This window comes from Saccharopolyspora kobensis (genome assembly GCF_900108315.1).
In the GTDB taxonomy this organism is placed as follows: Bacteria; Actinomycetota; Actinomycetes; order Mycobacteriales; family Pseudonocardiaceae; genus Saccharopolyspora; species Saccharopolyspora kobensis.
Genome location: NZ_FNVB01000019.1, coordinates 38,962 through 55,832 on the forward strand (window position 1 = coordinate 38,962; position 16,871 = coordinate 55,832).

Genomic DNA, 16,871 nt, shown 5'->3' on the forward strand with positions numbered 1-16,871 from the left:
TCAGGCCCCGTGAGCGTTTTGAGGGGCTATAGCACCACAAACCACTCACGGTCTCTCACCTGCGGAAACGGAGCGCCGGAAGGCGACCGGCACCCCGACCGGCGGCGCAGCGACCGGCCCAAACCCCAGACCCCAGCGATCCCAGTCCCCAGCGACCCCAGATCCCAGCGACTCCAGACCAGCGACTCCAGGTCACGGCCGGGCCCGGTCAGGCCGGGGTGAGCCGCCAGTAGCCGTAGGGGTTGAAGAAGATGTCGTCGTCCGGGTAGCGGTCGCAGGGCTGCTGGCGCAGCAGCCAGCGCGGCGCGTCCTCGGCCAGGCGGAATCCCTCCCCGTCGCGGATCTCCGCCGCGCGGGCCTCGGTGTGCAGGTAGCCCGCCAGGCCGTCGATGAGCTCCACCCACTCGCCCTGGCGGTCCATGTCGTGCAGGCCTTCGGCCTGCAGTTCCACGTCGGGCACGCCCAGCAGGTGCATGCCGCAGGTGTAGAGGACGTCCTCGTCGAGGATCGGCCGCTTGACCCACGCCTGCCGCAGCGCGTGCGGGGCGTCCGCGGAGTCGGCCAGCGCCAGCCAGGTCTCGCGGCTGTGCGCCAGGCCGCTGCTCTCGGACTTGATCGCCGTCGCGCCCCAACGCTCGAAGAGCTCCGAGGTCACCGCCAGCATCCGCTCGGAGATGTGGGCCGCGTCGTCCGGGCCGCCCTTGGCCAGCACGTAGGCCACCGAGTCGTGCTCGGCCACCGCGTCCCAGTCGGCGTCGGTGAAGGTCAGGCCGGCCAGGCACGCTTCGAAGGCGTCGGGCATGCGCGGGTCGTGCTCGGAGGCGGACTCGTCGCGGTCCAGCGCGAAGAACGGCCCGCCGACCGCGCGGACGGCCATCTCCACCTTGTCCAGGTCCATCCCGGAACCGAGCACGCAGAGCACGTGCAGCGGTAGCACGGAATCTTGTTGATCATCCATGCGCAAAGACCGTACTAACGATCAGGCCGGGACGAAGCGAACTCGGAAAAGAGCGGGCCAGTACTTCCCGGTCAGCAGGAACTCGTCGGTGCCCGGCACGGCCGCGATGCCGTTGAGCACGTCGGTGCCCGGCCGCTGCTCCGGGCTCAGCAGGCCGGAGGCGTCCACCACCGCCGTCACCTGGCCGGTCGCCGGGTCGATGCGCACGATCTCCTCGCTGCCCCAGATGTTCGCCCACACCTGGCCGCCGACGCACTCCAGCTCGTTGAGCTCCTCGACCGGCGCGCCCGCCGCCCGCACGTCCACCGAACCGGTCGGCGCGAAGGTCACCGGGTCGCGGAAGGTCAGCCGGTCGCTGCCGTCGCTCATCACCAGCCGCGCGCCGTCGGAGCACAGCCCCCAGCCCTCGCCCGGGTACTCCACTCGGCGCAATTCGGCCAGGGTTTCCCGGTCGCGCTCCAGCGCGACCCCTTCCTGCCAGGTGAGCTGCCAGATACGGTCACCCGTGACGGTGATGCCCTCACCGAAGAGATCGTCCGGGAGCTCGACCTCGCGGCGCAGTTCGCCGGTGGCGAGGTCGGTGGCGCGCAGCAGCGACTCGCCCTTCATCCCGGTGCCTTCGTAGAGGGTGCCACCAGCGATTTCCAGGCCCTGAGTGAACGAGGAGCGGTCGTGCGGGAGCACGCGGATCACCTCAGCTCGAAGGTGTGGCAGGCTTCCCGCGTGCCCAACGCCCTGATCGGTCTGCTCGCCGTCGTGCTGGCCGTTGTGCTGCGCTGGTACTACCGGCGCGCACGCAACCACCCCGAAGGTGAGCACCACGCCGCAGAGAACACGTCGAGCCAGGAGCAGTCGCACCCCGAAAGCTTGACACGGGCGACTGCACCGGCGACCGCGTACGGCACAATCGAGCATGTGACGCCTATGCCTGCTCCGATGACCAGCCCAGGCGCGGATGCCCCGTTCGAGGACGCCGGGCAGTACGAGCCGGAGCCCCTGAACCCGGAGCTCGCCGCGGCGGAGGACGTCGCGCGAGCTGCGGCGGAGGACGAGGCCAAGCCGGGGGACGACCCGATCGGCTCGCCCGTGCTGACCCTGGACACCGAGGCCGCGGCCCCGGTGGGGGCGCACGTCGGCGTCGAGCCGGAGGGTCCGCACGCGGCGACGCACTTCTTCGAGTCGAACTACCCGGGCTACGTCGGCTGGCGCTGGGCGGTCACCGTCGCCAGCGTCGGGCCGGGCGAGCCGGTGACCGTCAGCGAGGTCGTGCTGCTGCCGGGCCCGACGGCGCTGACCGCGCCCGACTGGGTGCCGTGGAGCGAGCGCGTGCAGCCGGGCGACCTGGGTCCCGGTGATCTGCTGCCGACCGGCCCGGACGACGCGCGGCTGGCACCCGGCTACCTGGCCAGCGACGACCCGGCTGTCGAGGACGTCGCGCAGGAAGTCGGCCTGGGCCGCAAGCGGGTGCTCAGCCACGAGGGCCGGCTGGAGGCCGCGGAGCGCTGGCACAACGGTGACTTCGGGCCGCGCGCCGACATCGCCCGCTCGGCCCCGGGGGCCTGCGGGACCTGCGGTTTCTTCCTGAAGCTGGCCGGTTCGATGGGCGGCGCCTTCGGCGTGTGCGCCAACGAGTTCTCGCCCGGCGACGGCCGGGTGGTCAGCGTCGAGTTCGGGTGCGGTGCGCACTCCGAGGTCGAGGTCGACACCTCCTCGACGGTGCCGGTGGCCGAGATCGTCTACGACGACGCCACCCTCGACTTCGAGCCGCGCGGGTGAACGAAACGGACGTTTTCGGCACGGCCGAGCTCCGGCGGGCCGTGCTGCAGTCCTGGGAGGCTTCGCCGACCAGGTTCCGCGAGGACGCGAACGCCGAGGAGGACCTGCGGCTCGGCGGCTACCGCGATCGACTGCTGGTGGAGCTCGCCCAGAACGCGGCCGACGCCGCGGGCACCGGCGGTGCGCTGCGCGTCGAGCTCAGCGGCGGTGAGCTGCGGGTCGCCAACACCGGCGCACCGCTGACCACTGACGGCGTCGCGGCGCTGGCCTCGCTGCGGGCTTCGGCCAAGCGCGAGGGCACCTCGATCGGCCGGTTCGGCGTCGGTTTCGCCGCCGTGCTGGCGTTCTCCGACGAGCCGAGCGTGGTGTCCACGACCGGCGGTGTCGCGTTCTCCGCCGCGCGGACCAGGCAGGCGGTGGCGCAGCTTCCCGGCGCGGCCGAGGAGCTGGCCAAGCGCTCCGGCGAGGTGCCGGTCCTGCGGCTGCCGTGGCCGGTGGTCGGTCAGCCGCCCGCGGGCTTCGACACCGAGGTTCGGCTGCCGCTGCGCGCGGACGTCGACGCGGACGCGCTGCTGGCCGAGTTCACCGATCAGGCGCCCGACCTGCTGCTCGCGCTGCCCGCGCTGAGCGAGATCAGCATCGGCGCGCAGACCTGGCGCCGCGAAGACCTGGACGCCGACCGGCTGGTCGTGCACGGCCCGGTCCGCAGCGACCGCTGGCTGGTGCACCGCGCCTCGGGCACGTTGGGCGAAGCCGCGCTGGCCGGTCTGGGCGTGGAGGCCCGGCACGCCGCTGAATGGCGCGTGACCTGGGCCGTTCCACTGGACGACGACGGCACTCCGATCCCGCTGGCCGAGGACGTGCTGCACGCGCCGACGCCGACCGAGGAGCGGCTGTCGTTGCCGGCCCGACTGCTGGCGAGCGTGCCGGTGGAGCCGGACCGGCGGCGGGTCGCGGCCTCTGCCGCCGCGGATTCGGTGCTGACCTTCGCCACCGAGTGCTATCCCGCGCTGGTCGAGAAGATCGAGCCCGAGCACCGGACTGCCCTGGTGCCGCTCGCCGGATTCCCGCTGTCCGATGTGGACGACAAGCTGCGGCAGGGCGTGACCGACCGGCTGCGGGTATCGGCGTGGCTGCCCGCGGCGAACGGGAAGCCGGTCGCGCCGCTGGAGTCGCGGGTCCTCGAATACGTCTCCCCGGAGCTGGTGGAGCTGCTCGCGGACGTGGTGCCCGGCCTGCTGGAAGCCGACTTCGCCGATGCGAGCCACCGCAGGTCGCTGCTCGTGCTGGAGGTCCGGCGGCTGGCCGCCGCGGAGATCGTCGAAGCGGTCACCGGCCTGCAGCGCCCGCCGCACTGGTGGTACCGCCTCTACGCCGCGCTGGCGCCGATCGAGGGCGCGGATCCGGTGGCTCGCGAGGAGTTCACCGCGCTGCCCGTACCGCTGGCCGACGGCCGCACGGTCAGCGGCGTGCGCGACGTGCTGCTCAGCCAGCGCGACGCCGACCCGGACCCGGCGGCTGTGCTGTCCACACTGGACATCTCCGGCCTGCGCATCGCCCACCCCGACGCCACGCACCCGCTGCTGGAGAAGCTGGGCGCGCACCCGGCCGGACCGGCGGAGCTGCTGGACGCGCCGTCGTTGGAAGACGCCGTGCGCAGCAGCGTTTCCGACGCGCGCGCCGGTGTCGACGTGCGCCCGCTGGCCGAAGCGGTGCTGCAGCTCGTCTCGAACACCTACCCGCGCGAGTGGCTCGGCGCGCTCGCGCTGCCCGACGAAACCGGTGACTTCCGCCGCGCCGACGAGCTGCTGCTGCCGGAAGCGGCGCTGCTGGAAGTGCTGGACGAGCAGTACATCGGCGAGGACGGGCCGCTGGCGGTGCTCGACGAGGAGTTCGCGGCCGAGTGGTCGACCGAGCTGCTGCGCTCGATCGGCGTGCTGGACACCTTCGCGGTGCAGGTCGAGGAAGACCCGCTGGAGCCCGACGAGGACTTCCCGGACATCCACCTGTGGTGGGCGGAGCAGGAAGCGGCGCAGCCGGAGAGCTGGCCGCCACCGAGGTTCGTCGGCATCCGCGATCTGGACCTGGTCGCCGACGAAGCGTGGCCCGCCGCGCTGCGCCTGTTGGCACAGCACCCGGAAACCCTGCGTGCGCTGCGAGAACCGCGCAGCTACTCGGTCTGGTGGATCGAGCGCTACGCGCTGCTCGCCGGCGCCCCGCCGCGCACCTGGCGGCTTCCGGAAGCCGAAGATCTGGCGGGCCTCTACGACCCGGTGCCGGACGTGGGCCTGGATGCCGAGCACCTGCGGCTGGCGGGTGTCCGAGACGAGCTCAACGTCGAGGACACCGACGACGCAGCGGACCTCTTGGAGCGCCTAGGCGACCCGGAGCGCACAGTGCGCGCCGGAACCGCGCTGCGCGCTCACCAGGCGCTGGCGGAGGCCGTGGCGTGCCGGACGATCGACCCGTCCGAGATCGACCCGCCGGAGATGGTGCGTTCGGTGTCGGGCGCGGTGGTCAGCACCGGCCGAGCGGTGGTGCTCGACGAGCCGTGGATGCTCAGCGTCGTGGAAGCGCCGCTGGTGATCGCCGGAGGCAGCCCGGACCAGTTCGACGCCGAAGCCCTCGCGGAGCTCCTGGACCTCCCGCTGGCCTCGGAGGAGAACACGATGCAGGTGGTCGGCGAGGGCCGAACCCAGCGCTGGCCGGAGGTGGCCCGCGTCCCGGCGTCCTGCGAACTCCTCGGAATCCCGCTGCCGACCGGCCAGATCACCCTCCACGACAGCCTCCGCGTCCGCTCCTCGGCAGGGGAGCAGCGAGTCCACTGGTGGGTGGAGAACACGGGCGGAGTCCACGCGGAGCGAACCCCGGACGGCCTGGCCAGAGCCCTGGCCTGGGCGGCAGGCGCCTGGCACGAGCGCTTCGCCCTGACGGCCCTCCTAGCGGACCCGGAAGCGACAACCCTGCTGCGCTGAGCGGTTCACCCGAACCGCTCAGCCTTCAGGCTGCGTAAGAACCCGCCCCAAACCGGCACCGAGAACACCAACATGCCGCCATCGCGGTCCTTGGTGTCCCGGACACCGACAACCTCGGAGCTGGCCCCGACCTCGACGCAGTTCCCCTCTTCACCGCTGTAGCTGGACTTCCGCCAGCCGACTTCGACGCAGTTGGTTTCTTCGCCGCTGTAGCTGGACTTCCGCCAGTTGCTAACCGACTGCATGCTGCCCCTCCATCGCTTCCGCATGGCTCGTGATCAGCTCCGCTGACTCGGTTGGCGTCAATGCCACATCGCTCAGACTACGTACGGCTTCCAAGAACGGGGAAGTCTCCGTGGGAGCATCGAGAAAGACGCTGGAACGCCGATGCTCCAGGTGGACGATCGGTCGTTGCCTCTGGAACTCGAGGATCAGGTGGCTCCCGTTGAGGCCAACGTGCGCACCAGCGGAGAAGGGGAGGACCTGCACGCTGACGTGCGGGCGACGGGACACCCGCACAATCTGTCTCAGCTGCTCGGCCATCACGTCGTAGCCGCCGATCGGGCGGTGCAGGACAGATTCATCGATCAGCGCGTTGAACGCTACCGGATTCTGGCGCGTCAGGACGCTCTGCCTACCGAGTCGCAAAGATACCCTGGACTCGAGTTGATCGTCCTTCACATTTCCTGCGCCGATGACTGCCCGCGCGTAGTCGGCGGTTTGCAGCAAGCCCGGAACGAAACCGAGAGCTACGTCGGTGATCTGCGTGGCTATGCGTTCGAACTCCAGCAGGCCGACGAGGAGTTCGGGCAGATCGGAATGCCCGACCTCCCACCAGTGCGGTTGATGAGCGTCGCGCGCGAGTTCGAGCAGCCGTTTGCGCTCACTCCCTTTAATGCCAAGGGTTCCGAGGATGATGGCTGTCTCGGTGCCAGTGAGGACCTTGTCGCCGGACTCGATGCGGCCGAACGTCGCACGCGACCAACCGCAAAGCTCTGCCAACTCTTCGAGCTTCAGTCCGGCGTCCTTCCGCAATTTGCGCACTTCGGCGCCAAGTCCACGAGAACGTGCAGTTGTCATATGCCCACGCTATTCCGGGGCATGAGACGGGGCTATTACACAAAGCGGTGAACAAGATTGCGTGAAAGTTTTTTGGACTGTCTCATCGACGTCAGAAACCGGAAGGAGTCGGGATGTCTGGCTACTTGAGGTACGTGTGGCGTCCGGTCACCGGTGGACGTCACGCTTTCCCTATCGCAGCAACGAAAGTTCCTCAGATTGAGGATGTCGAGGCCTACTGCGGAGCGAAAGCTCCGGCGTCCGAGCTGCACGATCGGTCCGAAGTGGACTGGGTCCGTGAGCGCTCCTGCATGAAGTGCTGGCGTCACCTCGCCGACAAGGACCCCTGACACCACGGTCCTCCCACGAGGGCCAGGCCACACACGCCGCCGCGCGACATCGCGCCACCCCCGCCTGCGGAAGGGACACCCCGTCATGTTCTGGATCCAGCTCAGCACGTTCGTCCTGTTCAACGTTCTCCTGGTCGCGTTGATCGCCACGCAGGTTCCGTTCGGAGGCTTGAGATTCGCGACAGGTCAGCATGCCGGGACAGGAGACGGCGAGTACACGGTGTGGCATCTCATCGCCGACGTCGAAGCCGAACGCCATCGCGACGCCGCCGACGCCGGTGCTCCTGCGCGCCGCCGCGAGCAACCACCCATAGCGCTAGACCCTCCAGCACAGCCCGAAACCGGACCTGAACTGCGGTTCCCCGAACGTGACCCCGACGACCAGCCCACCGGACGCCACCACCTCCGCAGGTAGAGCGTCGTAAGAACCCGACCCCCGAAGCCGGGTCGGTGCGGCACGACATCCCCCGGCCACCGCCGCACCGACCCACGCCGGTGGCCGGGCGCGAACCCCTCCCCGCGCCCGGCCACCGACTACCTGTCAAGGAGGCATCGATGGCGCAGTCATCAGCGGATGACTCCGGCGAGCCGATGAAGTCCGCCTGCTGGACAGCATTTGGTTACCAGAACCACGTAATCCCCGAAGAAGACGTGAGAACCGAAGGACAAACCCTCGTCGCGCTGTGCGGAGTCATGGCGGAACCCGAAGATCTCAGCCCCGTGGACGACCGCCCTACCTGCTCCGTGTGTGCCGCTGAAGCTCGAAGCGGACGGATCGCCCTGGTTTTCCGTGATGTTCGATAGAACGCTGCGTCGTTGCGCTCGGGCTCCGAGATACTGCTGATCGGCCTGGTCAACAAGGCCACTGGGGAGTGCTTCGAACCACGTGGAGCACAGTGTGCTTGAGGGGAGCATCAGAAGTGACGTACCAGGGCTGGTCGCCTAACCAACCCCACCAGTACCCACCACAAGCCTCGCAGCGGCCGCCGCAGCGGAGGAAGTCACGAGCGTGGATTCCGGTGCTGATCATCGGGGTGATCGCTTCGATCGGGATCGTCGTTGCGGGCGCGTGGTTCTTGTTGACCCCGATCGATGCGCCCAGGAAGCAGTCGGAGGCGCTCGTGCTGCCGCCAGCTCCTACTGCGACGACGAATACCTGCACCTCGGTGGATCGAATGGGTGCTACCTGCACCGAGTGGGCGCGACCAGAACCACGGCCGTTCAAGGACGTTCTGCAGCTCAATCGTCTGCCACAGCAGCCCGCCACGGGGAACTGGGGAGCGCTCTACCTCTGCTCCTACCCGCCGGATGAGGTGATCGCCCGGTACCTGGGAGCGGACTTCCGGCGTGTGGTGATCAACGGCTTCACCTGCTCGTACGAGTCCCCGGAACGGGACATGCAGATTCTGTTCGATGTCTACATCGGCTCGGGCACCTTCGAGAGCTGGACGGACATCAGTCCGGAAGCCGAGGTCGTCGACTTCAACGGCAGGCGGGTGATCGTCGACCACGGCGTCGAGGACCCCAAGTCCGCCTTCCGCAGCTGGATCATGGAGATCCCAGGAGCGCCGAACGAGGTGCTAGTGATGGATTACAAGGGGATGGCGGGGATCGGTGACGTGGACATGATCCCAGCGGACGCGGGCAAAGCTGATCAAGCGATGGCGGAGCTGGGCGAGATCTACCGGAAAGCCACCGAATAAAGCGCTGGCCGCGCACCGGATTCGGTGCGCGGCCAGGTTGTTCTGCTGGAGCGTCAGGTCACTCGCCGAAGACCGGCGGGGCGACCTTGGGCAGGCCCAGGTCGTCCCAGGCCTCGTCGGTGTCGACCCAGTACTTGTTCTCGTGCTCCATGTCTTCCTCGCCCTCCTTGCCCTGGCCGCGGCCGGCCGCACCGGCGCCCATGCCGCCCGCGCCACCACGACCACCAGCAGCGCCGCTACCAGAGGTACCGCCCGCGCCACCGGCACCCAAGCCGCCAGCACCAGCACGGCCACCAGCGCCCGGACCACCGGAGCCGCTACCGGCACCGAGCCCGCCGAGGCCACGGCCACCCGCACCGCCACCGGGGCCGCCCATGCCGCGACCGGTGCCGGTACCGCCACCGCCGCCGCCCGGACCGGTCGGAGGCATCATGCCCAAGCCGAGACCGGGGCCGTTGAGGTTGGGGCCGCCAGGAGTCGTGCTCGGGATGTTGGGCACGCCGGTGCCGCCCGGCGTCGGCGAGGTCCACTGCGAGGAGCTGCCGTTCGGCGAGGTGTACCCGCCACCGGGCAGCTCGTTCCCGCCGCTGCCGGAACCGAAACCGCCGCCGGTGGAGCCGGTGCCGCCACCGCCGGTGCTGCCGCTGTAGCCGCTGCCACCGGGAATCCCGGAGGCGTTCGGCATGCTGCCCACCGTCGGGTTGGTGCCGTAGCTTCCCGAGCCCTGGTCGAGCGCCATCTCCGGCGCCTTCGGGTAGAACGCCAGGTTCTGCGAGACGTTCTGGGCGCTCCGGTTGTAGTTGTCGTAGTACTGCTTGGCTTCCTGGGCCTTCTCGGAGGCCTCTCGTTCCTGCTTCTGCAGGTCAGTCTCGCCGCCGACGAGCCAGGCGCCGCCCTTTTCGAGCAGGTTGTCGGTCGCGTCGACCTTCACCGGCTCGGGCATGCTGTTCTTGACCTGGCCGAAGTTCTGAACCTGCTGCTCAGCGGAGTCGCCGACCGAGGTCGAGACTTCCTTGGCGTCCAGGACGAATTGCGACATCGGCTTCAGCGAGCTGCCGTGCTCTTCTGCCGCTTGTCCGGTCCAGGCGACCCCGGCCTTGGAGTTGGCTTCGTCGAGGATCCGTGCGATCTCTTCGAAATCCGCGCCGATTCCGGACTTCCAGCCCTGCACCGCGGCAACGAGATGGCCCGTGCCCTGGCCGCCCTGGATCTGGCCGTACTTCTCCGGGTGGTTGAAGCCCACCTGCTGCATGATCTCGTCCGTGTTACCACGGTCAGACTCACGTGTGAGCAGGTAGCCACCAACGATCATCGGGAGAACCATGGTCACACCCCCTTTTCGTGTTTCGTCGTGGTAAGTGCGGACGCGATCAGGCGCCCGGAGTGTTCTTCAGCGCTTCGCCGGTGATCTTCTCGGCAAAACCGCACGGGTCGTCCATCTCCGGCGTTCCACCGGCGTTCTTGTAGTAGTTGACCTCAAGCGACTGGTCATCGGCCACAGCCAGCTCGATCCGGCACAGCGTGGATTCCGCGTCGACCCGCGCTCCGGTGTACCCCTCGAACTGGATGAGTTCGTAGTTGTCGCGGGTTCCGGCGTTCGACTTGATCTTCTCCGCGCCGCCGAACTGCGTGTTGATGGTGACCGTCGCGGAGAAGGCGTCGGTCGTCCACTGGCACTTCGTTTCGCCGTACGTGGACTTGGATTCTTCCGGCGGCTTTCGCTCGTCGGTCCCGCCAAGAGCCTTGACCTGCTCATCGGTCAGCAGATCGCAGGCGTTGGTGATCGCCTTGAGGTTCTTCGGGTTCTCGACCTTGGGTGCTTCAGAGGTGGCGGCCGATTCGCTCGGGTTGCTGGTCGGTTCCGGAGAGGGGCCGGACCCACCCGGCGAACATGCCGAAGCGCCGAGTACGGCGAGGAGTGAGACAGCAGTCAAGGTTGCGCGGCGTAGCACGTTAGATCGTCCTTAGACCTGGCGGATCGAAGCGTCTTCGTCGGTGTTCTGGTAGGTGCTTTGAGCAGCCTTGAGCTGGTCGATCTGCGACTGGATGCGCATGCGCGCGTCGTTGATCGCCCAGACGAGGCATCCCTCGTTGTTGCCGGCCATCTCGCTCAGCGAGCTGGCGAGCTTCTGGCTGACCTCATCGTCGCCGGGAGGAGCGATGTTCTTCAGCTCCTGCGCCTTCTCCAGGATGTCCATGAACTTGTCCTGGGCCTCTTCGTACTTGGCGATCAGCCCCGGGATCTGCTCGATGTCGACGGAGAACGACGCCGCCTGTGCTGAGCCCCCAGCGTTGATCGCGGTGTGGATCGTCGCCTTCCGCACCATCTGCTGCTGGGCGTCAACGATCCCGTCCCAGAATCCCACCTTGTCCTACCCCCTTGTCCCCTAGAACAGGTACACGTTGCGCTTAGCTTGCCAGGTCGTTGCTCGCTCGCGCACCGGTGTGACGGAGCTTGGTCCGTTTCCGGTTCCCTGTTGTTGTCAGATTGATCCGTTTGGTCCAGTGATCCTGCACACGTTGCGCCGGATGGCGGGTCACCAGCGTGCTGCTTCTGCCGCTGCTCGGCGGGTGTGCGTCGCCAGCTCGCCGAGGACGCGGGTGAAGGTGCTCAGGTCCGCGCCCGCGAACATGCGCTGGTTGCTGCTGTTGTAGACCGCCGTCCGCCCGAGCTGCAGGTCGATGATCCGGATCGTCTGGTCGCCGCGGTGCTCCTTGCCCCGGTCGTCCCAGATCGTCACGCCGACTTCGCCGAGGCCGAGTCGCGGACCTTCGAGCAGCTGCGTCATCTTGCGGAAGTTCGCCGGGTTCACGCCGCGCGCCCGCAGGGCCTGCTCGATCGCTCGCGGGTCCTCGCCCTGGCGGCTCGCTTCGGCCATGGCCGCGCGCACGTCCTGCAGGTCGATCGACAGCGGCGGGCGGATCTTGGCGGGCTGGTGCTCGGGGAGCACCGAGATGAGCGACGGGATCAGGTCGTTCGGGTGGACCGGTTCCAGGATGATCCGGTCGCCGCTGACGACGGTGCGCACCGCGGTCTTGCTGGCCTTCGTGACCGCCGCGCGGAGCTCGGAGCCCTTCTTCGAGGAGAAGCGGAGGTCGTACTCGACGCTGGCGTGCGAGTAGATGCCCAGCAGCTCCATGACCCGGTCGTTCACGCCGCTCGGGTTGACCAGGCCGCGGTCGCGGACGCGCTGCTCGGCCGCGTTGAACTCGCTCGGTATGTCCTGGACCTGCGTCCCGTAGTGGCTGTACGCGGCGACCATCGGGATGCGAGTGAGGCCGGCGCGTTCGGCCAGGATTGCGTATTCGAGTCGGTCGACGTCGAGCTTGGGCACTTCCGCTGCGCTCCCCGCGTTTCTGGTCAAGTCTCCGAACTGGTGACGATCTCGCAGGTTAGCCGGTTGCCAAGATCCATGGGTGAATTCGGCATCTTGCGACCCGCGAAGGTGATCTACTGCCCGAAACGCACTTATCGTGCAATCCGCGGTTCGGCGAGCTGACGGCGGTGTACTCGCTCAGCTGCCCTCGCGGCGACGAGCTGCTCGTCCTCCGACCGGAGCTGCCCGCGGGCGTGCGGAGTCGGACCGGCGGCTGGAGGTGTTCGCCGCCGAACCTCCGATCGCGCTGATCGATTCGGAGCGCCTGGTCGTCTTCGTCCAAGCGGACCGCCGAGATTCCGACGCGGCTGCCTGCCGGGCAGCTGGAGTCGGGATGGATCAGCAACGGCGTGAGCTGGGATTCCCGCAGCCGGAGCCCGCACCTGATCGTCGACGGCCTGCTGATCGGCTCGACCGAACCCGTTGTTCGTCACCACGCCCGCGTGGTGACGAACAACATCGTCGCGGTCGTTCTGAACACCGGTCAGCAGCGCTGGGCGGTCTCCCCGGGGTGCACTGGAACGGCGGAACCCCCTACGGCGTGCGGATGGCGGCCGGTGTTCGCCGTGCCGTGATCGCCTCAGTCGTCGAGGCCGGAAAGGCCTTGCCAGGCTCCTCGGGAGCCTCGGCGGGCGGCCGAGCGCTGCCAGCGGAACACTCCGTAGCCGATGACGCCGAGCGTCACGCCGGCCACGCAGGTCCAGAACTCGATGTGCAGGTTGCCGCTCAGCGCGAACGCCACCGTTCCGACGAGCCACAGCGCGGTGCCGGTGAGCACCACCGGCGTCGGGTCCGCCAGCCTGCGGGGCAGGTGGGGAACAGGCCGGTGACCTGCTGCGGTGGGGGTGGGTTCGCTGTCCTGTGCCACGTCAGGCAGGCTACCTCCGGTAGGTCGACGCGCGCTCAGGCGCGGTGATGGGAAGCACGATGGTGGACGAGACCAAGAGCAAGAAATCATTGCTGGACCAGTACTTCAAGATCACAGAGCGTGGTTCCAGCATCTCCCGCGAGGTGCGCGGTGGCATCGTCACCTTCGTCGCGGTCGCCTACATCATCGTGCTGAACCCGCTGATCCTGGGCAGCTACTCCGCCGACGACGCCGGTGCCAAGCGCGACGTGCTGGGCAACATCCTGCCCGTGTCGCAGGTCGCCGCGGCGACCGCGCTGGTCGCGGGCGTGATGACCATCCTGTTCGGGCTCATCGCCAACTACCCGTTCGCGATCGCCGCCGGGCTCGGCATCAACACGCTGCTGGCGGTGACCATCGCGCCGCAGGTGACCTGGCCGGAAGCGATGGGCCTGGTGGTCATCGACGGCGTCGTCATCCTGATCCTGGTCGCCACCGGGTTCCGCACCGCCGTGTTCAACGCGGTGCCACCCGAGCTGAAGGCCGCCATCGCGGTCGGCGTCGGCGTGTTCATCTCCTTCGTCGGCCTGGTCGACGCCGGGTTCGTGCGGCGGCTGCCGGACGAGGCCAACACCACCGTGCCGGTGGGGCTGGGCATCGAGGGCTCGATCGCCTCGTGGCCGACCGCGGTGTTCGTCTTCGGCCTGGTGCTGACCTCGGTGCTGGTGGCGCGCAAGGTGCGCGGCGGCATCCTGATCAGCGTCGCGGTCACCACGGTGCTGTCGATCATCATCGAGTCGGTGTTCCACGCCGGGCCGTCCAAGGGCACCAACCCCTACGGCTGGAACCTGGGCTACCCGGCGGTGCCGGAGCAGATCGCCGGGCTGCCGGACCTGTCGCTGGTCGGCGACATCTCCTTCGGCGCCTGGACCCGGCTGCCCGCGCTGGCCGCCGCTCTGCTGGTGTTCACGCTGGTGCTGGCGAACTTCTTCGACGCCATGGGCACCATGACCGGGCTGGGCAAGGAAGCCGGGCTGGCCGACAAGGACGGCAACCTGCCGGGCATCGGCAAGGCGCTGGCCGTCGAGGGCGTCGGCGCGGTCGCAGGCGGTGTCGGTTCGGCCAGCTCGAACACCGTGTTCGTGGAGTCGGCGTCGGGCATCGCGGAGGGCGCGCGGACCGGCCTGGCGAACGTGGTCACCGGCCTGCTGTTCCTGGCGGCGATGTTCTTCACCCCGCTCTACCAGGTCATCCCGGTGGAGGCGGCTGCTCCGGCGCTGATCGTGGTCGGGGCGATGATGATCGGCCAGATCAAGCAGATTGACCTCTCGGACTTCAGCATCGCGCTGCCCGCGTTCCTGACGATCGTGGTCATGCCGTTCACCTACTCGATCGCCAACGGCATCGGCGCGGGCTTCGTCAGCTACGTGCTGCTGCGGGTGTTCACCGGCAAGATCCGCACCATCCACCCCCTGATGTGGGTGGTGGCGGCGGCCTTCGTGCTGTACTTCGCGGCCGCGCCGATCAGCGCCGTCTTCGGCATCTGAGCACGGGGGCTCGTGATGCGTCGTTTCGGGTGTGAACAGGAGACGTCGGGCGGCTGGATCATTAGGGTGGACGGCCACTGAGTGGATCAGTTCGTCCGTTTTCCCCCGATATAGTTTGGTAGACTAACGACGTGTCCGATATTGCGGAACGCGAGCGCACCCTGGCGAGCCGGCTGCGGCTCGCAGTGGTTCGCCTGAACCGCCGCCTGCGCGCGCAGAGCGGCGATTCGAAGATCACGCTCTCCCAGCTCTCCGCGCTGTCCTGCCTGCACAAGGCGGGCGCGCTGACGCCGGGCGAGCTGGCCGCGCGGGAAGGCGTCCAGCCGCCGTCGATGACCAGGGTGATCGCCGCCCTGGAAGACGCCGGCCTGGTCGTCCGCCGCGCCCACCCGACCGACGGCCGCCAGGCCATCGTCGAGGTGACCGACGCGGGGCGGGCCCGCATCGAAGAAGAGGTCTCCGCTCGCGAGCGCTGGCTGGACCAGCAGCTGGTGGACCTCACCGACGAGGAGCGCGCGGTGCTGTTCCGGGCCGCGGAGATCATCGACCGGCTGGCGGGCCGATGAGCGCACACACCGAGAGGCGGTAAGCACCAGAGTGGTTGACCAACCCGGGTCACGCGTCGGAACGGATACCGGCGAAGATCAGGTCAACCGCACTCAGGTGTCCACATCGGACACGAGCGCGGGCATGTTCCGCTCGCTGCGCGAGCGCAACTACCGCTACTACGCATCGGGCCAGGTCGTCTCGCTGACCGGCACCTGGATGCAGCGCGCCGCGCAGGACTGGCTGGTCCTGGAGCTCTCCGGCGGCAGCCCGGCCGCGCTCGGCGTGGCGGTCGCGCTCCAGTTCCTCCCGACGCTGCTGTTCACGCTGTGGGCGGGTGTGCTCGCCGACCGCTTCGACAAGCGGCGCGTGCTGATCGCCACCCAGACGGCCCTCGGCGTGTGCGGGCTCGTGCTCGGGCTGCTCGACGTCAGTGGCGTCGCGGTGCTCTGGCACGTCTACGTGCTGTGCTTCGTGCTCGGCTGCTTCGCGGCCGTCGACGCGCCGGTGCGGCAGTCGTTCGTCGTCGAGATGGTCGGCCCCGCGCAGCTCACCAACGCCGTCGCGCTCAACTCGATGACCTTCAACCTGGCCCGCATCGTCGGACCTGCCATCGCCGGGGTGCTGATCACCGCGATCGGCACCGGCTGGGTCTTCCTGCTCAACGGGGCCAGCTCGGCCGCGGTGGTCGCCGGGCTGCTGCTGATGGACGTCGCGGCGCTGCACCGCGCCGATCGCGCGCCGAAGGAGCGCGGGCAGCTGCGCGCCGGCGTGCGGTACGTGCTCGGCCGACCGGACCTGACCGTGGTCATGGTGCTGGTGTTCTTCATCGGTACCTTCGGCATGAACTTCGAGAACACCTTCGCCGTGATGGCGCGCAACGTGTTCCACCGCGACGCCGACGGCTACGGGCTGCTGATCACGATGCTGGCCGTGGGCACCTTGACCGGTGCGGCGCTGGCGGCGCGGCGCAGCGGTCGCGGAGGGCCGCGGATGCGGCTGCTGCTGTTGGGCGCCGCGGTGTTCGGCGCGCTGGAGGCCGGTGCGGCGCTGATGCCGAGCTACCAGCTTTTCGCGGGGGCGCTGGTCCCGGTCGGGATCGCGGTCATGACCTTCACGACGACCGCGAACGCGACCGTGCAGCTGGGCGTGGACCCGACCATGCGCGGTCGCGTGATGGGCCTCTACATGCTGCTGTTCATGGGCGGCAAGCCGCTTGGCGGGCTGGCCTCCGGGTGGCTGGCCGAGCTGCTGGGGCCGCGCTGGCCGATCCTGCTCGGCGGGCTGGTCTCGCTGGTCGCGGCGCTGGTCGGAGCCGGTGTGCTGGCTTTCTGGCGCCGAGGGGTTGCGCGCTCATGACAGGGTAGGCTAACCTAAGTCTCGTCCGCTTCGTGGTGGGAGCGGCAGTCAGTTCGGGAACAGATCGAGCCCCGGTCGCCTTCGGGCGGCCGGGGCTCGATCGTTCTCGGCAGCTGGCTTGTCGGAGCACTCACTGCCGAGACCTGGGTGCGCACCCCGCCGGAGATCCGCGCGTAGATCCCCGGCGAAGCCGCACGATCAGGAGGTCCTCCGTGCGATTTCAATGGAAATCAGACGTCTGATTTCCATTGAAATCGCGTCAACCCCGACCCACCGCCGGCGTGTCGGACACCAACACACCGACGACGACCGCAAGTTCCATTGAAATCGACGACTCAATTTCCATTGAAATTGCACCCATCCCGGGTGCCCGC

At 68.7% G+C, this 16,871-nt stretch carries 17 protein-coding genes; 8 read left to right on the top strand and 9 right to left on the bottom strand.

Annotation, left to right across the window (positions count from 1 at the left end):
* Positions 1 to 208 precede the first annotated feature (208 nt).
* Together C4T78_RS35235 and C4T78_RS35240 are read right to left on the bottom strand one after the other, a co-directional pair.
* Positions 209 to 958, bottom strand: coding sequence for a hypothetical protein (locus tag C4T78_RS35235; protein WP_143186088.1), 750 nt, complete (start codon positions 956 to 958; stop codon positions 209 to 211).
* Between the two features lie 21 nt (positions 959 to 979).
* Positions 980 to 1,810 carry a glutaminyl-peptide cyclotransferase gene (locus C4T78_RS35240; protein ID WP_235863913.1) on the bottom strand — a complete coding sequence of 277 codons (831 nt, stop codon included), beginning with the start codon at positions 1,808 to 1,810 and terminating at the stop codon, positions 980 to 982.
* Positions 1,811 to 1,894: 84 nt separating this feature from the next.
* Between C4T78_RS35240 and C4T78_RS35245 the strand changes: the two genes are divergently transcribed.
* Both C4T78_RS35245 and C4T78_RS35250 read left to right on the top strand, forming a co-directional pair.
* Positions 1,895 to 2,734 (top strand): DUF3027 domain-containing protein, encoded by an 840-nt coding sequence (locus C4T78_RS35245; protein WP_093358861.1) that lies wholly within the window; start codon positions 1,895 to 1,897, stop codon positions 2,732 to 2,734.
* On the top strand, positions 2,731 to 5,709 hold the full coding sequence (locus C4T78_RS35250; RefSeq protein WP_093358859.1) for a sacsin N-terminal ATP-binding-like domain-containing protein: 2,979 nt from the start codon (positions 2,731 to 2,733) through the stop codon (positions 5,707 to 5,709). The genes C4T78_RS35245 and C4T78_RS35250 overlap by 4 nt, the downstream gene beginning before the upstream one ends.
* Positions 5,710 to 5,714: 5 nt before the next feature.
* Here the strand turns inward: C4T78_RS35250 and C4T78_RS35255 are convergent, their stop codons facing one another.
* Together C4T78_RS35255 and C4T78_RS35260 are read right to left on the bottom strand one after the other, a co-directional pair.
* On the bottom strand, positions 5,715 to 5,954 hold the full coding sequence (locus tag C4T78_RS35255; protein ID WP_093358857.1) for a DUF397 domain-containing protein: 240 nt from the start codon (positions 5,952 to 5,954) through the stop codon (positions 5,715 to 5,717).
* Positions 5,941 to 6,789, bottom strand: coding sequence for a helix-turn-helix domain-containing protein (locus tag C4T78_RS35260; RefSeq protein WP_093358855.1), 849 nt, complete (start codon positions 6,787 to 6,789; stop codon positions 5,941 to 5,943). Before C4T78_RS35260 ends, C4T78_RS35255 begins: the two co-directional genes overlap by 14 nt.
* A 414-nt stretch (positions 6,790 to 7,203) precedes the next feature.
* On the opposite strand from C4T78_RS35260, the gene C4T78_RS35270 reads away from it, so the two are divergent.
* Both C4T78_RS35270 and C4T78_RS36235 read left to right on the top strand, forming a co-directional pair.
* Entirely contained in the window at positions 7,204 to 7,533 is a 330-nt protein-coding gene (locus C4T78_RS35270) for a hypothetical protein (RefSeq protein ID WP_093358851.1), read from the top strand.
* A gap of 604 nt (positions 7,534 to 8,137) precedes the next feature.
* Entirely contained in the window at positions 8,138 to 8,821 is a 684-nt protein-coding gene (locus C4T78_RS36235) for a hypothetical protein (protein ID WP_143186085.1), read from the top strand.
* A gap of 58 nt (positions 8,822 to 8,879) precedes the next feature.
* Here C4T78_RS36235 and C4T78_RS35280 read toward each other — a convergent pair whose 3' ends face one another.
* The 4 genes from C4T78_RS35280 to C4T78_RS35295 all read right to left on the bottom strand — a co-directional run bounded on the left by C4T78_RS35280 (position 8,880) and on the right by C4T78_RS35295 (position 12,156).
* Positions 8,880 to 10,073, bottom strand: coding sequence for a PPE domain-containing protein (locus C4T78_RS35280; protein WP_093358847.1), 1,194 nt, complete (start codon positions 10,071 to 10,073; stop codon positions 8,880 to 8,882).
* Positions 10,074 to 10,191: 118 nt separating this feature from the next.
* Positions 10,192 to 10,773, bottom strand: coding sequence for a DUF3558 domain-containing protein (locus C4T78_RS35285; RefSeq protein ID WP_093358845.1), 582 nt, complete (start codon positions 10,771 to 10,773; stop codon positions 10,192 to 10,194).
* Between the two features lie 12 nt (positions 10,774 to 10,785).
* Entirely contained in the window at positions 10,786 to 11,187 is a 402-nt protein-coding gene (locus tag C4T78_RS35290) for a hypothetical protein (RefSeq protein WP_093358843.1), read from the bottom strand.
* A gap of 171 nt (positions 11,188 to 11,358) precedes the next feature.
* A complete protein-coding gene (locus C4T78_RS35295; RefSeq protein WP_093358840.1) occupies positions 11,359 to 12,156 on the bottom strand; it encodes an ESX secretion-associated protein EspG in 798 nt (265 codons plus the stop codon).
* A gap of 392 nt (positions 12,157 to 12,548) precedes the next feature.
* On the opposite strand from C4T78_RS35295, the gene C4T78_RS35300 reads away from it, so the two are divergent.
* Positions 12,549 to 12,773 carry a hypothetical protein gene (locus C4T78_RS35300; protein ID WP_093358838.1) on the top strand — a complete coding sequence of 75 codons (225 nt, stop codon included), beginning with the start codon at positions 12,549 to 12,551 and terminating at the stop codon, positions 12,771 to 12,773.
* A 5-nt stretch (positions 12,774 to 12,778) separates the two neighbouring features.
* On the opposite strand, the gene C4T78_RS35305 is transcribed toward C4T78_RS35300, so the two are convergent.
* The gene (locus C4T78_RS35305) at positions 12,779 to 13,066 is read right to left on the bottom strand and encodes a DUF2530 domain-containing protein (RefSeq protein WP_093158232.1); all 288 of its coding nucleotides are present in this window, start codon (positions 13,064 to 13,066) and stop codon (positions 12,779 to 12,781) included.
* Between the two features lie 47 nt (positions 13,067 to 13,113).
* On the opposite strand from C4T78_RS35305, the gene C4T78_RS35310 reads away from it, so the two are divergent.
* From C4T78_RS35310 to C4T78_RS35320, 3 genes are all read left to right on the top strand, one after another.
* On the top strand, positions 13,114 to 14,592 hold the full coding sequence (locus tag C4T78_RS35310; RefSeq protein ID WP_374703927.1) for an NCS2 family permease: 1,479 nt from the start codon (positions 13,114 to 13,116) through the stop codon (positions 14,590 to 14,592).
* A gap of 131 nt (positions 14,593 to 14,723) precedes the next feature.
* Positions 14,724 to 15,158, top strand: a complete 435-nt coding sequence (locus tag C4T78_RS35315) for a MarR family winged helix-turn-helix transcriptional regulator (RefSeq protein ID WP_093158230.1) — start codon at positions 14,724 to 14,726, stop codon at positions 15,156 to 15,158.
* A gap of 31 nt (positions 15,159 to 15,189) precedes the next feature.
* Positions 15,190 to 16,497, top strand: coding sequence for an MFS transporter (locus C4T78_RS35320; protein WP_374703928.1), 1,308 nt, complete (start codon positions 15,190 to 15,192; stop codon positions 16,495 to 16,497).
* Positions 16,498 to 16,871 lie beyond the last annotated feature (374 nt).

Excerpts from the sequence above, each read along its gene's own strand:
- C4T78_RS35235 (WP_143186088.1), bottom strand. The coding sequence starts at position 958 with ATGGATGATCAACAAGATTCCGTGCTACCGCTGCACGTGCTCTGCGTG.
- C4T78_RS35245 (WP_093358861.1), top strand. The coding sequence starts at position 1,895 with ATGACCAGCCCAGGCGCGGATGCCCCGTTCGAGGACGCCGGGCAGTAC.
- C4T78_RS35255 (WP_093358857.1), bottom strand. The coding sequence starts at position 5,954 with ATGCAGTCGGTTAGCAACTGGCGGAAGTCCAGCTACAGCGGCGAAGAA.
- C4T78_RS35260 (WP_093358855.1), bottom strand. The coding sequence starts at position 6,789 with ATGACAACTGCACGTTCTCGTGGACTTGGCGCCGAAGTGCGCAAATTG.
- C4T78_RS35270 (WP_093358851.1), top strand. The coding sequence starts at position 7,204 with ATGTTCTGGATCCAGCTCAGCACGTTCGTCCTGTTCAACGTTCTCCTG.
- C4T78_RS35280 (WP_093358847.1), bottom strand. The coding sequence starts at position 10,073 with ATGCAGCAGGTGGGCTTCAACCACCCGGAGAAGTACGGCCAGATCCAG.
- C4T78_RS35310 (WP_374703927.1), top strand. The coding sequence starts at position 13,114 with ATGGGAAGCACGATGGTGGACGAGACCAAGAGCAAGAAATCATTGCTG.